The sequence below is a fragment of the Mycobacterium sp. OTB74 genome, assembly GCF_029892685.1.
Lineage (GTDB): Bacteria > Actinomycetota > Actinomycetes > Mycobacteriales > Mycobacteriaceae > Mycobacterium.
In genome coordinates, this window is record NZ_JARXVD010000010.1 from 131,358 (window position 1) to 154,145 (window position 22,788).

At 63.7% G+C, this 22,788-nt stretch carries 8 protein-coding genes; 6 read left to right on the forward strand and 2 right to left on the reverse strand.

The features are described 5' to 3' along the window. Nucleotides 1–2: 2 nt before the first annotated feature. Nucleotides 3–383, reverse strand: coding sequence for a hypothetical protein (locus M2432_RS15390; RefSeq protein ID WP_280827677.1), 381 nt, complete (start codon nt 381–383; stop codon nt 3–5). Then, the gene (locus tag M2432_RS15395) at nt 380–685 is read right to left on the reverse strand and encodes a hypothetical protein (protein WP_280827678.1); all 306 of its coding nucleotides are present in this window, start codon (nt 683–685) and stop codon (nt 380–382) included. Before M2432_RS15395 ends, M2432_RS15390 begins: the two co-directional genes overlap by 4 nt. 333 nt (nt 686–1,018) lie before the next feature. On the opposite strand from M2432_RS15395, the gene M2432_RS15400 reads away from it, so the two are divergent. The 6 genes from M2432_RS15400 (at nt 1,019) to M2432_RS15425 (ending at nt 22,164) form a co-directional block, all read left to right on the forward strand. Next, nucleotides 1,019–2,062: a hypothetical protein gene (locus M2432_RS15400; RefSeq protein ID WP_280827679.1), complete on the forward strand. Its 1,044-nt coding sequence runs from the start codon at nt 1,019–1,021 to the stop codon at nt 2,060–2,062. Nucleotides 2,063–2,389: 327 nt separating this feature from the next. Continuing rightward, nucleotides 2,390–2,746 carry a hypothetical protein gene (locus tag M2432_RS15405; RefSeq protein WP_280827680.1) on the forward strand — a complete coding sequence of 119 codons (357 nt, stop codon included), beginning with the start codon at nt 2,390–2,392 and terminating at the stop codon, nt 2,744–2,746. A 494-nt stretch (nt 2,747–3,240) separates the two neighbouring features. After that, nucleotides 3,241–10,320 (forward strand): neuraminidase-like domain-containing protein, encoded by a 7,080-nt coding sequence (locus M2432_RS15410; RefSeq protein WP_280827681.1) that lies wholly within the window; start codon nt 3,241–3,243, stop codon nt 10,318–10,320. Next, on the forward strand, nt 10,317–13,649 hold the full coding sequence (locus M2432_RS15415) for a toxin (RefSeq protein WP_280827682.1): 3,333 nt from the start codon (nt 10,317–10,319) through the stop codon (nt 13,647–13,649). Before M2432_RS15410 ends, M2432_RS15415 begins: the two co-directional genes overlap by 4 nt. Further along, nucleotides 13,646–13,942: a hypothetical protein gene (locus M2432_RS15420; protein WP_280827683.1), complete on the forward strand. Its 297-nt coding sequence runs from the start codon at nt 13,646–13,648 to the stop codon at nt 13,940–13,942. The genes M2432_RS15415 and M2432_RS15420 overlap by 4 nt, the downstream gene beginning before the upstream one ends. Beyond that, nucleotides 13,939–22,164, forward strand: coding sequence for a SpvB/TcaC N-terminal domain-containing protein (locus tag M2432_RS15425; RefSeq protein WP_280827684.1), 8,226 nt, complete (start codon nt 13,939–13,941; stop codon nt 22,162–22,164). Before M2432_RS15420 ends, M2432_RS15425 begins: the two co-directional genes overlap by 4 nt. The last annotated feature ends 624 nt before the right edge of the window (nt 22,165–22,788 follow it).

Sequence of the window (22,788 nt, forward strand, 5' to 3'; positions counted from 1 at the left end):
GGTTAGTCCGCGAGGAGCTGCGATACCCGCTGATAACTCACCCCGAGGACATCGGCAATATCGGCCAGGGTCAGTCCCGCGGTGCGAAGCTGGCCGGCGACCTCCCGCGCGCTGACCGCCAGCTGAGCCGCAGCTGCCTCGGCCGCGGCGCGTTCAGCGGCGACCCGACTCTCGGCCTGCAGCACGTCGACGCCACCCGCTGTGACGACGAGGTCCAGCTCGACGGTACTGGGTGCGATATCCGCGGCGGTCACCGCGAGCTGCCGTGCAGCGGAGGGGATTTCGACAAAGCTGCGGGCGGTGGTGGTGGGTGCCTCGTCAAACGCCGGCGCGCTCAAGCGCCAGGCCCTGCCCTCGGGGTGCGCTTCGATGCGGATCCTCACCCGGTAATTGTCTGATAACCCAACTTCGACAACGCAGCGACGTGGGTCGTGACGGGAACGATGGCCAGCGCCTGGTAGTCGGCGATCTCGCCGGTTGCGTCCGCGGCGAAAACGTAGGTGCCTTTGGTTCCGCCGGCCACCACCACTGTGTGGTGAGTGCCGCTCTCGGTGATCAACGCGGGTTCGAGCCGATAGTGCCGTTGTGGCGAACCGATCCCGCTGATACGGCGGTGCTTAGGGAACTCAGTCGCGGTGGCGGCGGTCATGGTGGCCTCTTTTCCGTGGTGAAATGCCATACGCACGGTACGCAATATACATTGCGGAATTAACACAAGCAAGATTGTGGTATGTATCCAGACGCGGACAACGCTGGCGGGCGTTTTGGTGTGCACATTGCAGGGGCAACCGATCGTGCTTACCGACCAGTGAAAACCTGAATGGCAGCGTGGGTGATAGGTCGCCACTGGCGAATCGCTGAACGTGCGCCGCTGCGGGAATGAAAATTCTCGTCAGTTATCGCCGAATAATGATGAGTGACTATGGCCGCGGATCTGGATCCGGCCACCGCAGCGACGGCGCATACGCACGTTCGGACGTCGAGGGAAGGTGACGGGCAGGCGAACTACTGTGAGCGCATGACTCAAGGCTGGCCAGCGGGTACAGACCACTATGCGCACGACAAGCTGCCCGATGTGCTGTGGGATGGGTCTTCTCAGCACGCGCGCGTGGTGCGCGAGTTGTATCCCGGTGAGGCCGGATGGGATGCGCAGCGTCTGGCGATCTCGATTGGGACCGCCGTCGAGCTTCTCCTGAAGCACGCGCTGACACTCCAGAGTTTCCATCTGCTGCCCGACAAGTACACGGACGAGACTGCGCTGACACTGGATAGCAAGGGGACAGCACGTGATCACCTGCCGCAGCTGACAACCGTCGCCGGGGTGGCGGCCTTCGAGCGGGTGAACAAGATGTGCGGTCTGAAGCTGAACAGCAAGGACTTCGACCTGATCTTCCGAGTGCGTAACTCAGCCATTCATCTCGGAGTCGCGTCGATGCGGGCGAACAAGGCCGCGTTCGAGAAGATGGTGTTACTCACCGACAAGTTGTTCACGTATCTGGGCGTCGAAGCGTCGGCACGGGTTGAGTACTGGGGCGGCGAGGAGGCAGAGGAGTTCGTTCGCGCGATCGTGGATAAGGCGATCAACGAAGCGAAGGTGCGGTACGAGCAGCTGTTGCGCCAGGCAAGGGACGACTACCAAAAGTTGGCACTCAGCCTGATTGCCACCGGCAGAGCGGACGTGATCAAGCAGTTCGCCGAGGTCCCTCCCACCACCAACGAGGGCACCGAGGAACCGGTGCCATATCAGTGTCCCGCATGCGAGAACATGGGATGGGTCGTATACGAGGTTCGCCGCGGCTTACCAGCGGTCGAATACGCGGGCGACGACTACGGGCATCAGGCCTACAGTGCTTATGTCGAACGAGAAGGTTCCGCCGACCGGTTCGAGTGCGGCGTATGCCGGCTCAAGCTGGACCGCCGCGACGATCTGTTCGAGGCCGGAGTGCAGCTGGAGACAGAGCTCGAGCCAGATGACGCGACCCAGGAGGAGGTCGACGACTACGAGGCGGCGCAGGTCGAGTCCTACCTCGACAGGATGACCGACGAGATGCGTGGGAAGTAGTCGCGCACCGCTTCGTCGACTGGCAGCTCGCGGCCTTAGGCCTCTGCTCACGGGATTTCTCTCTGCTGACCGCACGACGCGCCGCGTGCGTCCGACGGGCTTCTGCGCTGCGATGGTGTCGTCGTCCGAGGCAACGACAGCAAGAGGAGTCGACGTGGCCAGCGAATGCGACCGCTATCTCTACAAGGGCGGGAATTTCACCCCGGGGCGGCTGATCGAGACGATGATCGCCGCCCAACACCGGAGGCGAAATCCCTGGCGCCGCAGGCAAAACCGGCGCCGCCCTCCCCGGCGGAAATTATCGGCTTCCTCAAAGATGCCTCCGGAATGCTCGGCACCGTGCTCGATCGTTTGGCTTTCACCATCATCGTCAACAGCCCTGGCCCGGTGACGGTGATGAATAGCAACGGGGTGACCCACCCGGGAATCGACTGCGGGCCGGCGAAAATCATCTGCAAGAGCTTTGTACTGGCCACAAAGACCGCGCAGCTCGACTTCGCTGTCCCCGAAGAGGCGGGTTATTCGCTCGATGATGTCGAGTCCGACCCGAAATGGATCTGCAATCCTGATTTCCCGCGCGGAAAGCCGGGGGATTATGCCTATTGCACCGTGTCGGCCACCAGCGGCGTCACGGTGCAGGTCAGCCCAAAGTGGGTGCCCAGACCAACACCTCCTCATCGGTAATCGGAAGGCGTCCGCCGTTCCGTCGGCGACTGCGCCACATGAACCGGCGACGATCGATGCTGGGGATACGTAGCCGGTCCTGAGTTGATGTAACTGCTGCGCCATGCCAGAACCGACGGCTGTCTCGCCTCAAATGTTGCGATGCCGCTCAATGCCCATGCGCCCAGCACGCATGCAGTACGAAGGAACACCAATCTGAGGGTAAGAACAATGTGAATCAAGAAGCCGGAATCCCACGGCGCCATTCTTAAGCCGTTCAGACGAATCGCACTTCCGAATCAAACGCGACACAAAAAAATGAGTAGTCCAGTACTTAAGTGCTCGCAGAGGACAGTCGCCATAATCGACACGCGCGCTGCAGGTGAACACGGTCAGAGCTGATGGGCCTCGATAGGGGAACTGATGATCAAGGTGATTTTCGTCCAGGCCAGCGGGCCATCGGATCCGCTTAGCGCAACAGCCGCGTCAGACCTGAGTTTGCGTGGGGATCAACGATGACCGAGGACCCGGGGGCAGCGCAGTCGAAGTCGATGTCCGAAGGTCCTGCTGTGGGGTCTGCTGACCGAATGGTTGGTGCTACCGCCTACGTCGTCACCGGGACGGTCAGTAGCCCCTCAAGCGTGGCGGTCGGGGGCCTGAACCTGCGGCTTGTCGACAAGAATGTCGGCGGGGACGTGGCGCTGGTCTCGGGGCAGAGCGCATCTGACGGTAGTTTCACGCTGACCGCCGAGATATCGCTGCCCACTTTGGCGGCTCATCACAAGTCCAGCCCTGACTTACAGGTTCAGGTGATGATTGGCGGTTCGATCGCGGCGTCATCGGTCGTCCGCTACAAGGCAGGTGTCCGCGAGGAACTCGACGTCGTGCTGCCTGTCGGCACCGCCCTGCCCAGCGAATACGAGACACTCGTCGCCGCGGTGGGTCAGCACTATGTGGGTTCGTTGGCCGACCTCGAGGAATCCGACACCCGGCAAGACATCACATATCTGTCCAACACGACCTTCATGGACGGTCGCCTCATCGCGATGGCCAGTGTGGCCACTCAAGCCGCGAAACAAGGTGGGGCGAATCCGTTGGCCCCGGCGCCGGCCCACGAGGTTGCTGCGACCACCGCCGCCAGCACACCTGTGGGCGCGGCCGGCATCGACCCGGCGTTCTATTACGCGCTGCTGCGCGCTGGGCTGCCGAGCGATCCGACCAGCCTGCACCAAACCAATCCTGATCGCGCCGAGGCGATTTGGAAGCAGGCTATAACTCAGAACATCATCCCGGCGGCGCTGGGCGATCACATCGCAGCGGCGAAAGAGGTGTTCACCGGCATCGCCGCTTCGGTGTCGCTCAACGCCGCACCCGCGGTCGGGCCGTCGACGTTGAGTGAGCTGTTAGACGTGAGCGTCGGATCGGCCAACACGAGTACGCAGCAACAGTTCGCCAGCCTGCTGGTGAAGTTCGGCAACGATCCCGCGACACTGTGGGCCCAAACCGAGGAGGCTTTGGGCAGCGCCGTCTGCTCACAGCTGCAAATGCTCGGCCAGATGGCTTATGCCACTGGCGGCAACGCCGCGCTCATCGCAGCGCTGTACCAATCGCAGCATGAGCGGCCGCTGACCTCCCCGGCCGACCTGGTCCCCGCCGGGTTCTACACTGCTGCGGCGTGGCAGACCCTTTTGGCCAACGTCAACCCGCCAGCCGAAATCCCCGGCGCGACAACCGATGAGCAGAAAGCCAACTACGCTAATCTGCTTGCCGCGCAGGTCCGCCTGAGTTACCCGACGGCCACTGTCGGGCACATGGCGAGCACGGGCGGGTTCGGCCAATCTGTATCGGCGTCGGGTGCCGGCGCTTTCCTTTTGGCGAACTCGGGCTTTGACCTCGGCGACGAACCGATCGGGCAGTATCTGTCCAGAACCGGCACCTCGGTGAGCCCCGAGGCGATCACGCAGATCACCCGGATGCAGCGGGTCTATCAGATCACGACCGACCTGTCCTATATGACCGTGTTGTTGGGCCACGGACTGGATTCGGCCTACGCGCTGACGCGGTTGGGTCGCGCCCAGTTCGCCCAACAATACGCCCAGGCGCTGGGCGGTCCAGAGGCCGCCGATGCGATCTACCAACGCGCACAAGTGATTCACGCCGCGACTATGCACACTGCCCTGTCCTATCTGGCTGGCCGTCAGCAGCCCACGATCGGTGCCGGCGCTTTCGGAGGTCTCATCGCCAAAACCTCTGCGGCCGCGCAGCCAACCGCAGTCGCGGCCACGCTGGAGGGCCTCTTCGGCGACCTGGACTATTCCCAGTGCGACGATTGCCAGTCGATCACCGGTCCGGCCGCCTATTTGGTGGATCTTCTTGACTGGATCTACAACTCGACACCCACCGCGCACGGTCTGGATCCGCGTGCTGTGTTGCTGAGCCGCCGCCCGGATATCGGTGCGCTTCCATTGACCTGTGAGAACACCAACCTGGTGTTGCCGTACCTGGATTTGGTCAACGAAGTGCTCGAGTACTACGTCGGCAACCAGGGCGCGCCGGAGTCGTTGAGCGGATTCACCGGTTACAGCGACGACGGGACAGTGTCTTCAGCTGAACTGGTCGCCGCACCGCAAAACGATGACACCCCCACCGCCGTAGCGGCCTACCGCTTGCTGCAGTCCCAGTGGTATCCGGAGCCGCTGCCGTTCTACCGGGATTTGGAGCTTCTGCGCCTGCACATCGCACGCCTGGGCATCACCCTGCACCAGTTGATGGAGGTGATGCGCGCCTCCGAGGCGCTCGAGGCGCCCGCACCCACCGCATCGGACCCCAATCCGTTCGGCTGGCGCGACATCCTCGCCGAACGCCTCGGCATTTCGCGGCTGGAAAACCGGCTGCTCACCGACAGCACACTCACCCTGGCCGACATCTACGGGACCAGCTCCATCGCGAAACTGTCTGCGCTGCAAGAATATTCACGCATCACCGCGCTGGCCTACACCGACATCGTGGCCATCCTGCGAACCCGCTTCATCAATCCGGGCAGCTGGCTGATCGAACTGCTTGACGCATTGGCGTTGCCGTTCGCGACCCTCACAGCCCTGCACAACGGCACCCTGACGGCCGCCGCCTTCACCGCCCAACTCCCGGCAGGCCTGAACACCACCGACTACGGCACCGGCGGGGTCGCGGCGTGGGTGATGGCGAACTACACCACGATCGCGCAGTTGATCGTCATCGACGTCGCCGGCGCCTCGTCCGACACGACCAAGATGACACTGCAACACCTCAACGGCGACCCGCTGGCCGACATCGACTTCGTGCGCCTGGCGCGGTTCACCCGCCTGTGGCACAAGCTGGGCCTGACCGTCGCCCAGACGGACAACCTCATCGGGGCGTTGTTCGACGATTCGGCCGCTGCAGCGGCGGCCACACCGCTGCAACGACTCGACAGCGGCTTTCTGACCCTGCTGCCGCGCGCCGGAATCGCCTACCAAGCAATGGATTTGCTCGCGCTGGACCCGGCCACCGATCTGGCCTCACTTCTGGCCTGCTGGGCACCGATCGCCACCACCGGCACCGATTCGCTCTACACGCGAATGTTCCTCAACCCGACGGTGCTCGGCCTGGACGCGGCTTTCGCCCCCGACATCAACGGCGCTCTGTTCACAAGTTCCCCGGCGCCGACCCTGCTGGCCCACCGGCCCGCGGTGATCGCCGCGCTCAACGTGACCGGCGGGGAATTCGACCTCATCACCGGCCCCGCGCCGTTGGGCCTGGGCTGCGACGCCACCACAGCCCTGAGCGCAGAGGTGCTGAGCCAGATCTATCGGCGCGCCTGGCTTGCCCGCACACTGGGCCTGTCGGTGCTTGAACTGCTCAGCCTGATCACCTACACCGGCGTGGATCCGTTTGCGCTGCCGGTCATTAACGCCGCCGACCCGGTCCGATCACCGCTGGTCGAATTCATCCGCCGCGCGCAATCCCTACAAGCGGCCGGACTGCTCCCCGTACAGGCTCTGTATCTGTTGTGGAACACCGACCTCAGTGGGGTGGCGGCGCCCGCCCCGACGGTCACCACCGCCCTGGCCTCGGCACTGCGAACGGCTTTTATCGCGGTCGACGCCCAGTTCTCGGTGGGGGATACGGTCAGCGCCTCAACCGGCCAAGCGCTGATGTCTGTCGTGCTGGGCGCCAATGCGGCCAACGAATACTTCGGCCTGCTGCAGAACACATTCGCGACCTCGATCCCGTTCGGCTACACCCAGTCCACGCTGCCCGGCCCGGCCCTCGCCGCTGCCAACGGGTTACTGAGCTACGACGACATCGGCAAACAGCTGACCTATTACGGCTACCTCAACCCGGCCACTGTGGCGGCCCTGCAGAGCGCCGCCACCGGTGACACCGCACTGACCGGCGGAATCACCGCACTGGCCGCCGCAAACGAGCAGGCGGTCACCGACTTTTTCGCCGCCTACGACGACCCGACCACGCCCTACTTGCGGCCGCTGTTCAATGCTTATGTCACGGCAACCACCGGCGCGACAGCGCAAACTCCGGAAGCCGCGCTGGCCACCTTGCTGGCCGGCCTGCTACCTGCTTTGGGCAACCTGCGCCGCCAGGAACAGGCGCTGGGCTGCGCGACCGCCGCAGCCGGCTGCGACCCCACATTCGCTCCGGCCCTGTTGAACACCCGCGCGGCGATACCGGCGGCCAATCCCGCCGCGACCACGTCAGCACCGGCCGGTATCGACGATCTGACCGCACTGCACCAGGGCGGCCTGAGCGCGCAGTTCTTCTTGACCAACGACCCGTCGGCGGTGGCTGACCAGTCCCCGTCGGCCTCCGGGCTGGACTACGGCCCGGACAATCCGCTGCCGCCACCGAACTCGCCCGCCACGACGATCGCTGGCCGCTGGGACGGCTACCTGTGCGCGGATCAGGATGGCGACTACAACCTCAGGTTCACCACCGACCCCGGCGCTGCGATCACATCACTAATAGTCAACGGGACGAAAGTGCAACTGCAGCAATCGACAAACACCGATTCAACTGTGTCGACCAACCTGTCCGCGGTCGCGCTTCGCGCGGGCGAGTTGACACCCATCACGATCACCGCGACCGGGCTGCAAACCACGTTCACCGCCAGCTGGGAAACCGTCGGTGTCGCGTGGGCACCGATCGCGTCGGAGAACCTGTACTCCAAGGTCCTGGTCAGCTACCTACAGACCACCCTTCTGCGTTTCCTCAAAGCGACCGCCCTGGCCGCGGACCTGTCGCTGACCGCGGACGAGATCGCTTACCTGGCCACCGACGCTGGACTCACCGTTGGCGGCAAGGGCTGGCTTGCTGTGCTTGACGTCGACTCGCCGGCCGCCCCTGCCAGCTACCCGGACCTGACCACCGTCCTGGACGGTTTGGTCACCTTCGCGGCGTTGAAGGCCAGCTATTCGCCGCGGCGGACACAAACCCCCCAGCTGCTGGCCACGCTGCAACACGCTGCGGCGGCAACCCCGGGCGCGGCCAGCGAACTGCTGGCCCTGACCCGGTGGGATCCGCTGTCGCTGCAACCGGTGCTCGGCCGCCTGTTCGGCGTCACCACGGCCAACGTGACCGCCGACGCAAGCCTGGCGGCTTTTGCCCAGCTGCCGAACTTGTTCGCCAACCTTCTACGTCTGCAATCGGCCTTCAGGGTGATCTCCTCGTGCCAGTTGTCGGCGGCCACCCTGATCGAGGCTGCCACCAATGATCCGTCGCGGGCGCCGGGATCGACGATCCTGGCCGACTTCCAGTCGGCGGTACGTTCGCGTTACCAGGAGTCCGACTGGCTGACCGTTGTCCAGCCGATCAACGACACTGTGCGCACGATGCAGCGCGACGCCCTGGTCGCCTACATCCTTGTCACGTCCGGCCCGGTGATCCTGACCGCTCTCGGCGTGAGCCCGACGCCCAACCGGCTGCCGACCCCTGATGACTTGTTCAACTATTTCCTGCTCGACGTCGAGATGGCGCCGTGCATGCTGACCTCCCGGGTGCGGCTGGCCTTGTCTTCGGTGCTGTTGTTCATCGAACGCTGCCTGCGCAACCTGGAACCGAGCGTCACTGCGGCAGACATCCATGCCTCCCAATGGAACTGGCGCAAACGCTACCGCGTGTGGCAGGCCAATCGTGAGGTCTTCTTATGGCCAGAGAATTGGCTTGACGAGAACCTGCGCGACGACCGGTCCCCGTTCTTCAAGACCACGATGAGTCAGCTTCTGCAGAGCGACATCACCGCCGACACAGCGGCGCAGGCCTACCTGGACTACCTGTCGAACCTCGAACTCGTCGCCAAACTCGACCCGTGCGGCCTGTTCTGTGACCCGGACACCAACACCACGCACGTCATCGCGCGCGGTACCGGCGCGTCCGGCCACTACTTCTACCGCAAGTCCGCCGAGGCGGCCTGGACGCCGTGGGAGCAGATCAAACTCAACATCGAAGATGTGCCGGTCGTGCCGTGCGTCTGGAACGGCCGGCTGCTGCTGTTCTGGCTGCAAATCCACTACGCAGCTGCCAACAGCCCTGACAAACTGAAATCCAACATGCCCGCCGGCGGGGGACAGCTCGGATCGACGTCACTCGGCGACGTCGCAGGCGCGATCGCTGACAAGGCGTCGGATCTGACAATGCAAAACGTGGGCGCGGTGCTGTTCTGGAGCGAGTATTACAACGGCGCCTGGCAACCGCCCAAATCCTCCGACGTCGCCAACCCGCTGCTGCTGGGTACTTTCCTGCCCGGCACGTTCGACCGCACCACCTGGATGTTGCGGCCCTGGACATCGAGCGATCCCAACAACAAGTCGCTGTATCTGGAAGTGACTAACAACCCACCGCCCGCGTTCGCCGGAACCCTGGACATCGACAATACGGTGACTCCCAGCTCCGATGGCATCGCCTTCGTCGCGTTCCAAGAGTGGGGCCTAACCAACGGGTCGAACGGTTTCGTGCTGCACAACACCCACAGCGACCCTCCGACATGGTTACAGGCGCCGGGTTTGGTGTCGATCCCCGGCGACATCCGGGAAGTCGATATCAGCAATAGCACCGGACCGACCACACTGACCATCAATTACGACACGCTGGGCGGCACCGCCTTCACCCGGAAGCTCAAGGTCTTCGAGACCCTCACCGTGCTCACCGGAAGCCTGCCGGCCAAAGTCGAACTGGCCCAACCCAGCGTCGCCAACCAGTGGTGGATGCCGTTCTTTTTCGGCGACGCACGCAGCGTCTTCTACGTCACCTCCTCGCAACACTGGGTGCCGATCGGGATATTCAACGGTTTCGGGTTAACCGAAACCCAACTGTCCGCGATCGACAAGACTGCCGTCGCCATCCCGCCGCTCGTTGTCCCCCCGGCGCCACCCGACACAGGGTTGCCGGCACCCACCGCCACTATCGATACGGCACTGGCGCACAGCGCCGTGACCAGCGGCGCCATGCGCGCGGTGATCAGCGGCGGCGGCCCGGTCCTGTTCGGCTCCCGCAGCATCGGAATCAACAGCAGCATCGACGCGGTGCCCCCGACATCGACGGCCACGACGGGACCAATCTCATGACCGGCTCACAGCGCTTCCACGAAAGCACCGACTACCAGACCGTGCTCAACGGAGGCCTGGCGAGTTGGCAGATCGAACAATGCGACTTCGATTTCGAGAACTTCTTTCACCCGCTGGTCGGGCAGCTCATCGCGGCACTCAACCATGCCTCCGGGGACGCGGTGGCGGCGATGCTGGACCCCACCTTCCTTGCCGGCCTTGCGAACACCTTCTTCAGCGCACCGACCTCCCCGGGCGTCAATCCCCAGTACACCCCCGGCGACGGGCCGGTACATATCACCTCATATCCGGCGCAGATCGACCTCGACCACCAGCTTCCCTACGCCAACTACAACTGGGAGCTGATCTATCACATCCCCGTTGCGGTGGCCGTGCACCTGTCGCAAAACCAGCGCTTCGCCGAGGCCCAGCAATGGTTCCACTACGTATTCGATCCGACCTCTATCGGCCCTGGTCCCGCCCCGGCGCGCTTCTGGAAGTGCCTGTACTTCCAGCAGAACCCGCAGAGCATCGACCTGAGTGAATTGTTCGTGCTGCTGTCCAGCCCGCAGTCCCAGCTGACCTCGACACAGATCAGCCAGGTGCAGGACCTGCTGACCAGTTACGCAACGAGCGTCTCAACACCGTTCTCCCCGTTCGCGGTGGCCCGTTCCCGGCCCATCGCATTCCAGTACTACGTCGTGATGAAGTACCTCGACAACCTCATCGCCTGGGGCGACAGCCTGTACAGCCAGATGACCATCGAAACCGTCAACGAAGCCACCCTGTGCTACGTCATCGCCGCCAATCTCCTTGGCCCCCAACCCCAGCCGGTACCGGCCGCGGGCACCACCTCGGCCAAGTGCTACAACGACCTGCTCGCGTCCGGAACGCTCGATAAACTCGGCGATGCGCTCGTCGCACTGGAAGGGCAGTTCCCGTTCAACATCACCACCCCCGCCGATAACACCGGCCTGGGGACCACCGGGTCGGCCTTCGGCGCCGCGACCAGCCTGTACTTCTGCATCCCGCCCAACTCCAAATTGCTCGGCTACTGGAGCACCGTCGAGGGCCGGCTCAACCAGATTCGCCACTGCGAGAATCTCGCCGGGCAAGTCCAGCTGATGCCGTTGTTCGACCCTCCCATCGACCCCAACCTGCTTGTCGCCGCGACCGCCGCCGGCCTCGACGTCGGCAGCGTGCTCAGCGGCCTGAACCAGCCGGTCAGCCCCGTGCGCGCCCCGCTGATCATCCAGAAGGCCCTCGAGCTGTGCGGCGAAGTCCGCTCGCTCGGTGCCGGATTGCTCGCGGCCATCGAAAAGAGCGACGCCGAAGCGCTGGCCAGGCTGCGGCAGAACAACGAAGTGTCCATCCAGCAGATGAGCCAAAACCTGCGGTTCCTGCAGTGGCAACAAGCCCAAGCCTCCACCGAGGCGCTATTGCGAAGCCGCGCCTCAGCGCTGGAACGCTACACCTTCTACCTGCGCGAACTCGGCGGGGCACCAGACCCGACCACCGTGCCCGACACGTTCACCGTCGACCACACAACGGTGCTCACCGAAGACAACTTCAACGACGCCTACGACGCCCTGGTCACCCAGTACGACCGGACAATCGCGACCCAGACCTACCCCAATTATCAACCTGTGCAGTCGAATTCACCGTCGGCGCAGTCAGGTGCGTCCGGCTCAGGCAACCTCTATCTCAGCTCAAACGAGGACGATGAGCTCAACGACAAGATGCCGAACGCCCGCGACCTACACGTGCTCAGCGAGGCCGCAGCCGTGACGGCCGCCGCGCTGGCCCCAGTGCCTGATCTGCGAATCGACGTGCACTTCTGGGGCCTTGGCGCGACATCGAAGGTCGGCGGCGGTGGAACGTTGGCCACTGTAGCCAATGCGGTCGCCACAGGCTTGCGGACCTTGGCACAGTGGGAGCAGGACCAAGGTGCGATGGCTGGCCGCAAAGCGGGATATCAGCGCCGCGCGGACGACTGGCAGATGCAGATCAACCTGGCCGCGCACGAACTGAGCCAACTGGGCCGCCAGATTCTGGTGTCGCTGTTGACCGAACAATCCGCCCGCGCCGAATATGAGACCGCCAAAACGCAAGTGGGGCAAGCTCAGGAGGTCTTGAGCTTCCTGCAAACGAAATTCACCAACACCGACCTCTACGGCTGGATGCAAGGCCAGCTGTCCTCTCTGTACTACCAGTACTACCGCATGGCACTGGACACCGCCCGCAAGGCCGAAGCCACGACGAAGTGGGAGCTGATGCGGCCCGAGGTCGACGCCGTCACCTACATCCAGCCCACTTACTGGGACAGCGGCCATCAAGGCCTACTGGCCGGCGAAGCCCTCTACCGCGACATCAAATCCCTCGACCTGGACTACCAGACCTACCATCTGCGCGAGCTGGAGATGATCTGCCAAGTCTCACTACGCCAATTGGATCCGCTGGCCCTGCTGCAGCTGATCACCACCGGTTCGGCGATGGTCACGATCCCCGAATGGTTCTATGACCGTGGCTGCCCGGGGCAGTTCATGCGCCGGATGAAAATGCTCCGCATTAACCTGGCGGCGGTGGCTGCGCGGAACACAAATGTGAACGTCAAAGTCACCCTGCAGAACAGTTCAGTGCGCACCACGCCGGATCTGTTGCCGGGCAACACCTATGCTCGAAGCACCAACAACGCCGACCCGCGCTTCGTGGACTACTACGGCAGCACTGACACCGTGGTGACCAGCAATGCTGTCGCCGACAGCGGCATGTTCGAAACAAACCTGCGTGATGAACGGTTCCTGCCGTTCGAGGGCGCCGGAGCGATCAGCACCTGGAGCCTGTCACTGCCGGACATACCCAGTTTCGACTACTCCACCATCACCGACGTCGTCCTGGAGGTGTACCTCACCGCCCGCGACGGCGGCCAGGCGCTCGCGGATGCCGCGGGCAAATACCTGAAGACCCTGCCTCCCGGCGCCTCGGCCAGTGAGCCGACGCCCACCCTGGCGGTCCTGCTGAATCTGCGCCACGACTTCCCCAACGAGTGGTACACCTTCACCTCCGGCACAAATACCGCCTTCAGCGCCACTTTGACCATGGACTACTTCCCCTACCTGGTCCAAAACGCGGTGTTGACTATCGAATCGATTGGTGTGTACGCCGGCGACGGCGACACCCTGACCCCCGCACCAGCGATACCCGTACCGCCCACCATGTCCACCGAGCTCAACACCAACCGCAGCACCACACTGAGCCTGCCGGCCGACCCGAACGTCCTGGCCCCCACCGAGCCCACTCGTGACGTGTACGCAATCATCACTTACACCGCAAAGCTGCCGGCCCAATGAACCCCGCACACGTGCTCACCCAGCATGCGGCCCACCACCGCTGTCCGGCACAGAATGTGCCACCGAGGCTGCGCATCGACAACAGTGCGCAGCGGGGCATCGGCGAGAAGACACCCGGCAATCCATCACGGCACTTCGGCAGTGGCGCAAGGAATTTCGCTGCGATCAGCCCGCCGGCCCGGGTGCCCGCCACGCGCGCCGGCATCAGCAGCATCACCGGAGTCGACCTGAGCGGCATGCCCCTCAACCGCACCGCCGCCGTCGGCCCGCTCGCGCACGACAGACTGCAATGACGCTCCCCACTTCCGAGTCGGCACCTGCCGGCGCGCCGCCGGCGAATCCCTCACTGCCGCAACCCCAACCGGGCGGCGACTCGGCGCAGACACCACCCCAGGTCAGCGCGCCCACCATCACGTTGCCCAAAGGCGGCGGCGCGATCCGCGGCATCGGAGAAAAGTTTGGGGTCAACCCGGTCACCGGCACAGGGTCGATGAGTGTGCCGATCGCCACCAGCCCCGGCCGATCCGGGTTCGGCCCGCAGCTGTCGCTGTCGTATGACTCCGGTTCGGGCAATGGCCCGTTCGGATTCGGGTGGAGCCTGTCGATCCCGTCGATTACCCGCAAAACCGATAAAGGATTGCCCCGCTACGCCGACGCCGACGATTCTGATGTGTTCCTGTTGTCTGGCGCCGAAGACCTGGTCCCCGAACTCGCCTACGACGCCAGCGGGCAGTTGGTCCTGAACAACGGCCAACCGGTGACCGTCGAGACGCAGCGCACGATCAGCATCGACGGCGCCACCGAGACCTACCTGGTGCGCCGCTACCGTCCGCGCATTGAAGGCCTGTTCGCCCGCATCGAACGCTGGACCCGCACCGACGGTGATGTGCACTGGCGCAGTATCACCCCCGACAACGTGCTGACCCTTTATGGCGCTGACGCCGGCTCGCGCATCACCGACCCCGCCGATGCGCGGCGGGTCTTCAGTTGGCTCATCAGCGAAACACGGGACGACAAAGGCAATGCGGTTGTCTACGAGTACCGGCCCGACGACGGTCTGGGCGTCGATATGGCACGCCCGGACGAACGTCACAGGGGCGGCCCGGATGATCCGCGGCGCCGAGTTAACCGGTTTCCCAAGCGCGTCCGGTATGGCAACCCCCAGCCCTTGCTGGATGCGACTGGTGTTCGGCCGCACAGGCTTTCGGCCCAGGACATTGCCGGTGCGGGCTGGATGTTTGAGGTGGTGTTCGACTATGGGGATCACGACCCGGCCGCGCCGGGTCCCGACGACGACCGGATCGTCGATGCGACCGGAACACCCCGCTATCCGTGGCCGCTGCGTCCCGATCCGTTCTCGCGCTACCGGGCCCGGTTCGAGGTGCGCACCACTCGACTGTGCCGCCGGATCCTGATGTTCCACCATTTCCCCGACGTCCCCGATGTCGGCGCGGACTGTCTGGTGAGCTCGACCGACCTCACCCATACCCAGCCCACCGATCCCGGCGCCCCGATCTACTCGATGCTCACCATGGCCACCCACAGCGCCTACCGCCGTGGCGCCGATGGCAGCTATCTGTCGAAATCCCTTCCCCCCGTGGAATTCTCCTACACCGAACCCATCGTGCAGAACACTGTGCACACCATCGACCCGGACAGTCTGGCGAGTCTGCCCGAGGGTGTCGACGGCAGCACCTACCGGTGGGTTGATCTGTACGGCGAGGGACTGTCGGGGGTGCTGACCGAGCAGGCCGGCGGCTGGTTCTACAAACCGAACCTGAGCCCACTCGACGACGACGCGACCGGGACCGCCGGCACCGCGAGGCTCGGTCCGCTGCAGACCGTCGGCGCCAAACCCGCCCCGACGCTGGCCGCCGGCGCACAGTTCATGGACCTGTCCGGCGACGGCCAGCCCCACCTGGTGCAGTTCGACGGGCCCACACCAGGGTCCTACGAATACGACCCCAGCGGAGGATGGCAGCCATTTCGGCCGTTCACCTCACGGCCCAACCTCGACTTCGGCGACCCGAACCTGCGGTTCCTGGACCTCGACGGTGACGGGCTGACAGACATTCTGCTCACCGAACAAGATGCGCTCATCTGGCATGAATCGCTCGGGGACAACGGATTCGGACCCGCACGGCGCACCGTACAGGCCGTTGACGAAGAACGCGGGCCGCACCTGGTGTTCGCCGAGGCGGTTCAGACGATCTTTCTGGCCGACCTCAGCGGCGACGGCCTGACCGATCTGGTCCGCATCCGCAACGGCGAAATCTGCTACTGGCCCAACCTGGGTTACGGGCAGTTCGGGGCGAAAATCACGATGGACAACGCCCCGTGGTTCGACAATCTCACCGAATTCGACCCCAAACGCGTGCGGCTCGCCGACATCGACGGCAGCGGCACCACCGACATCGTTTATCTGCACCGCGGCGGGCCGCGGTTGTATTTCAACCAGTCCGGCAACAGCTGGAGCACCCCGCACACCGTGGCGGGCTTCCCGCGGCTGGACGACATGGCCACCGCGGCGGTGGTGGACTTGCTCGGCAACGGCACCGCCTGCCTGGTGTGGTCCTCACCGCTGCCCGGCGACGCGGGCCGCCAGATGCGCTACATCGACCTGATGGGCGGCCAAAAGCCAAACCTGTTGACCCGTACCGACAACAACCTGGGCGCCGAAACCGTGGTGACCTACGCCCCGTCCACAAAATTCTATTTGCAGGACCAGCGCGCGGGCACCCCGTGGGTCACTCGCCTGCCGTTCCCGGTGCACGTGGTGGAGCAATCCGAGAGTGTCGACTGGGTGGGCCGCAACCGGTTTACCAGTCGCTACGCCTACCACCACGGCTACTTCGACGGCGAGGAACGCGAATTCCGCGGCTTTGGCATGGTCGAACAATGGGACACCGAACTTTTGGCGGCCCTGACCACCGATGGCGCCTTCCCGGTCGGCGAGAACATCGACACCGCCACCTACGTGCCGCCGGTGCACACCAAGACGTGGTTTCACACCGGGGTCTACATCGGCGGCGGCCATGTATCCGACGTGTACGCCGGCGAGTACTTCCGCGAACCCGGGCTCACCGACGCCGATGCACAGGCGTTACTGCTGCCCGACACCGTCTTGCCCACCGGGCTGAGCGCCGACGAGGAACGGGAAGCCTGCCGCGCGCTCAAAGGCGCCATGCTGCGCCAAGAGGTGTACGCCGACGACGCCGGACCCGCAGCGAGTCCCGCCCAGATCGCGCGCGCTGCAACCCCTTACACCGTCACCGAGCAGAACTACGCGGTGCGCACCTTGCAACCACGAGGGCTGAACCCGTACTGCGTGTTTTACCGGCATGTCAACGAAGCCCTCAATTTTCACTACGAACGTGACCCGGCCGACCCGCGTCTGCAGCACACCCTCACCCTGGAAGTCGATGCCTATGGCAACGTGCTGAAGGAAGCGGCGATCGGCTACGGCAGACGCACCACCATCCGCATCACCGACAACCAGGGTCAGACACAGCAGGCGCCCAATCCCGGACTGGCCGCATTGACGCTCACCGATCAGGCCAAGCAGACCATCACCCTGCTGACCTACACCGAACACCACCTGACCAACTCGATCGAGGCGGACGACGCCTACCGCACCCCGCAGGCGGCCGACGCGGCTACCTACGAGTTGACCGGGTACACCCCGACTGGCACCGCGGGACGCTTCCGGGCCGCCGACCTGGTCGAGTCCGACCCCAACGCCGTCGGGCAACTGCGCCAACGGTTCAGCACCGAAATCCCTTATGAGGCCACACCCACCGGCGGCGAGTGCCGCCGGCCGATCGAACGGCAACGCATCCTGTACCGCCGCGACGACCTGACCGGCCTGCTGCCGCTGGGCCAACTCGAGTCGCTCGCGCTGGCGGGGGAGAACTACCGCCTTGCCTTCACGCCCGGCCTGCTCACCCAAATATTCCAGCGCCCCCGCTCGGGGCAGTCACCCGAACCGCTGCTGCCCGACCCGGTTTCGGTGCTGGGCGGGCAGGGCGCCGACCAGGGCGGATATGTGCTGTCGCAGGACCTCAAGGGCGACAACCGATTTCCCGCCGACGACCCCGACAACCACTGGTGGATCCCGTCAGGCCGCACCTACTTTTCCGCCGGCGCAAGCGACGACGCGACAACCGAACTCGGGCAGGCCCAGGCACATTTCTTCCTGGGCCGCCGCTACCGCGACGCATTCGGCTATGACACCACGATTACGTTCGATGCCAATGACCTGCTGGCGATCGAGCGCTACGACGCGCTCAACAACCAGGTAACCGTCGACGTCAACGACTACCGGGTCCTACAACCACGACTGATCAGCGACCCCAACGGTAACCAGACCGAAGTCGGGTTCGACACCCTCGGCCTGGTTGTCGGCACCGCCGTGATGGGTAAACCGCAACCCGCACCCGCCGAAGGCGACTCACTGACCGGCTTCATCACCGACCCACCCCAGAGTCAGATCGACGACTTCTTCACCGCACCCGACCCACACACCGTCGCACCCGGTCTCCTGCACGATGCCACCACTCGCGTCATCTACGACGTCGACCGGTTCCGCCGCAGCCGGCAAGCCCACCCCGACGACCACACCCTGTGGCAGCCGGCGTGCGCGGCCACCCTCACCCGCGAAACCCACGCCACCGCAACACTTCCCCCGCAGGGACTCAAGATTCAAATCGGCTTCGCCTACTCCGATGGGTTCGGCCGCGTCATCCAGCAGAAGGTCCAGGCAGAACCTGGGCCAGTCATCGGTGGCGGCTCGTCCGTCGACCCCAGGTGGGTCTGCAGCGGGTGGACCATCTTCAACAACAAAGGCAAACCGGTCCGCCAGTACGAGCCGTTCTTCACCGCGAGCACGGGCTTCGAATTCGGCGTCCAGGTCGGTGTCAGCCTGGTGGTGTTCTACGATCCGGCCGACCGGGTCATCGCCACACTGCATCCCAACAACACCTACGACAAAGTCGTCTTCGATCCCTGGCAGACCATCACCTATGACGTCAACGACACCTGCGCAACCCGTAATGACCAGACCGGTGATCCGCGCACCGACACCGATATCAGCGGATACGTCGCGAATTACTTTGCGGATCTCGCCGCCAACACGGCGACACCGTGGCAAACCTGGTATTCACAACGCGCCGGTGGCACCCTCGGACCCGACGAACAAACCGCCGCCACCCGCGCTGCCGCGCACGCCGACACCCCCACCATTGCTCATGCCGATGCGCTCGGACGGCCATTTCTGACCGTGGCCCGTAACCGGGTTGTCTGCCCCGGACATGATCTCGACGGCACCGAAGACCAATTCAACACTCGCGTCGATCTGGACATCGAGGGCAACCAACGGGCGGTGCGCGATGCTGTCGTGCAGGCCGGCGATCAGCAGGGCCGCATCGTGATGCGCTACGACTACAACATGCTCGCAACCCGTATCCACCATCTGAGCATGGAGGCCGGGGCACGCTGGACTCTGAATGACGTGACGGGCAAGCCAATCCGGAGCTGGGACAGCCGCGCTCACACCATCACCACCGCCTACGACGCACTGCGTCGGCCGACAGGCCAGACCATACGCGGCAGCACCGCAGACTCCGACCCACGCACCCTGGGCCGCGACACCCTCATCGCCACAACCGAATACGGCGAACCGGCGCCCAACGCCGCCCCCGCAGACCAAGACCGGGCGCAGCAGCTCAATCTACGCACCCGGATCTATCGACACCGCGACACCGCCGGAATCGTCACCAACGCGCGTGTGGATGCGAGCGATGCGTCGCTCGAGGCCTATGACTTCAAAGGCAACCCGCTACACAGCACCCGCCAACTGGTCAGCGACTACACCGCCATCCCGGACTGGTCAAACACTCCCGCGCTCGACGACGAGACGTTCGAAGCCAGCACGCTCTACGACGCGCTCAACCGACCCATCCAGTCCATCGCCCCGCACAGCAGCCTGCCAGGCACCAAACTCAATATCGTTCAACCGGTTTTCAACGAAGCGAATCTACTTGCACGAGTGGATGTCTGGCTGGACCACGGCAACGAACCCACCGGCGCGCTCGACCCAGCGAATGACGCGCCGTCACCCGTCGGCGTCGCCGGTTTGGAGCACAATGCCAAAGGCCAGCGTCTGCGCATCGACTACAAAAACGGCGCAGCCACCACCTACGCGTACGACCCGCTGACCTTCCGGCTCACCCAACTGGTGACCACCCGAAATCCCGCGACGTTTCCCGGCGACGACCCGCACCCCGCCACGACTGGCTGGCCTGGCCGGCTGCTGCAAAACCTCAGCTACGCCTACGACCCCGCCGGAAACATCACTCACATCGCCGACGACGCCCAGCAAACCATCTTCTTCAACAATCAACGCATTGAACCCAGCAATGACTACGTATACGACGCGATCTACCGGCTGATCCAAGCCGGCGGACGCGAACATGTCGGCTCGAACGGTGTGCTGATTCCGTACTCGTATAACGACGCCGGGCGCGTGGGACTAACCCCGCAGCCCGGCGACGGCAATGCCATGGGCATCTACACCGAACGCTATGTCTACGACGCCGTCGGCAACTTCCTGCAGATGCAGCACCGCGGTAGCGCCTCCCTGCAGGCTGGCTGGACGCGCGCGTACACGTACGTGGAACCCAGCCTGATCGAAGACGGCAACGCCGGCGCCCTGCTCAAGACCAGCAACCGACTCACCCGAACCACGCTGAACCCCAACGGAAACAACCCCATAACCGAGCCGTACAGCTACGACCCGCACGGCAACATGACATCGTTCCCGCACCTGTCAGCGGTGCGGTGGAACTTCGCCGATCAACTCCAGACGACCTCGCGGCAGGTTGTCACCAACGGCGGCACGCCCGAGACCACCTACTACGTCTACGACAGCAACGGACAACGCGTCCGCAAAGTGACGGAACGCTTTGCCCCGGATGTGCAAACGCCCGCGCGCAAGGACGAACGCATCTGTCTCGGGGGCTTCGAGGTCTATCGCACCTATGAAAACGACGGGACAACAACGCTATTGGAGCGCGAGACCCTGCACGTCATGGACGACAAGCAGCGCATCGCACTGGTTGAAACACGCACCCTCGACACCGACGGAAACGACCAGGCGCCGCAGCAGCTGATCCGCTACCAGCTCGGGAACCACCTCGGTTCGGTCAGCCTCGAACTAGACGACCGCGCGCAGATCATCTCCTACGAGGAATACGCGCCGTTCGGGAGTACCACATATCAGGCGGTCCGCAGTCAAACGGAAACACCTAAGCGGTATCGGTACACCGGGATGGAGCGCGACGGGGAGAACGGGTTCGGATACCACGGCGCGCGGTATTACGCGCCGTGGCTTGGACGATGGACAACTTCTGATCCATCCGGGCTCATCGACGGAACTAACTTGTTTCGCTACGGCAGGGACAATCCACTGAAATGGTTGGACCCCGGTGGTACTGATAGCCATCCCCCTGAACGATCACGGTCGAAACCAGAGGCCGTGCCCAATGCAATTGCCCGCGGGCTGTGGCGCCAGGTCGAGGCAGTATTAGGGGCTGTAGACGCAGCCCTACGCCCTTTAGGCACCGACGTGGCACTAAGGGATCTATATAAGGGTCTGATTACGTCGAACTCTTCGAAAGCGGTGAACGCTATTAAGGCATTGAATATTGACGCGGCAGGCGCTGATGCCGCCGCTCAGATCGCCAAGGGTGCAAGCGATTACCGAAATAATGTGCGCGTTGCAACACGCACCAAAATGAGCCCTCTTGGGAAGGTTACCTCGGAGGGAATAGGTAAAAGGAGTGATTGGAGTGACATAATAAAGAAGGGTGACCCATTCGACACAGCCCTGAGCCCTGAGCAACGCATTGCAATCGCGGAGACTATTGCTACCAAATCGGGTGCGCCACGATCGACCGCTGGGTTTATCTGGTTCCAAAGAGGGGTCAAAACGCTTCCGGTTATAGGCGCCTTCTTTAACGGGCTTGAAATGGGAAGTGGGATAAACGAAATTGAACGAGGCGAAGTAGCGCCCGGAATTATCGATATCAGCGAAGGAGGCGGAAATTTAGCATTATCGATAGGAACCATTCACGGCGTCCGGACGGGGGCGATCGGTATCGCAGAAGGTACTGGCGCGGCTACATGCTTTACAACGCTAGTTGCGGGAGCCTCGCTCATGTTTGGATTTGAGGAATCGAGGCGAAGTGCCAGGGGCGAAACGCTCCTCGCTGACAGCGCAAATGAGGATTGGACGAAGTGGCAGCGTGAAGAATTGCAGCGCAGAGATACCGAGGGACGTAGCGCTGGGGGAGCCGCAAGATACGTGGCGAGTGAGTTCGGGAAGGATATTACCGGCGGACTGATCGCCGCGCGGCATGGGACCACGATAGCTATCGGAGCTACGGTAGACGCCGCAGTGTGGGTCGGCGGCAAAGCCAACTCGATCGCCAGTGCTGTGTCGAACTGGCTGCCGTGATCTCCCTACCGGTGTTCCGATGGTGGCGTGAGCTGCATATGACTGCTCTGTGGGTAGATCTATGCCCTGCTGGACATTCAGATTTTGCGCGCCGGTGCCGTCGTTGATGAAGGAATAAGGCGATTTGCGTTGCAGCCCAATGCGATCCCGATAATGATGCCGTGCTGCCGGGTGGCTGAGTACGACGGTGTACCCTGCGATTTCCCGGAGCTCCACGGTTCATTGCTCACTTCAGGCTAGAAGGCCGATGGTCGGCGTGATGCGATATCACGGAAGTGTTGCATGCCGGATGGACGCTCATCGCCGTTAGCCGGCAGCTGTTCGGAGTGGCGCCATGAAGTTCCGTGCTTAGCCGGCAGTCCGTGGTTTCCGTTCCGTCAGGTCTGGGCGCGGCTGGACAGCGAGCGGCGGGCCGAGCTGGAGGATCGGGTCGGGGTCCAAATCACGTCACGAATGCCCGCCGAACCGAACCCGGTCTGACAAGGCGTCCCCCATATCAGAGCTGGCGCCGGAACTTCCGCAACATGTCGTTGACGATCTCGAACTTCCTGCGATCGAGTTCTCCCGCAGTCTCGGCGCTGTTTTCACCACCCGAGCAATATCCACGGGCGGGTGCTTCGATTT

Bases quoted from the DNA above. Each gene is read 5' to 3' on its own strand.
- M2432_RS15420 (WP_280827683.1), top strand. From the start codon at position 13,646: ATGAACCCCGCACACGTGCTCACCCAGCATGCGGCCCACCACCGCTGT.
- M2432_RS15425 (WP_280827684.1), top strand. From the start codon at position 13,939: ATGACGCTCCCCACTTCCGAGTCGGCACCTGCCGGCGCGCCGCCGGCG.
- M2432_RS15405 (WP_280827680.1), top strand. From the start codon at position 2,390: ATGCTCGGCACCGTGCTCGATCGTTTGGCTTTCACCATCATCGTCAAC.
- M2432_RS15415 (WP_280827682.1), top strand. From the start codon at position 10,317: ATGACCGGCTCACAGCGCTTCCACGAAAGCACCGACTACCAGACCGTG.
- M2432_RS15410 (WP_280827681.1), top strand. From the start codon at position 3,241: ATGACCGAGGACCCGGGGGCAGCGCAGTCGAAGTCGATGTCCGAAGGT.
- M2432_RS15400 (WP_280827679.1), top strand. From the start codon at position 1,019: ATGACTCAAGGCTGGCCAGCGGGTACAGACCACTATGCGCACGACAAG.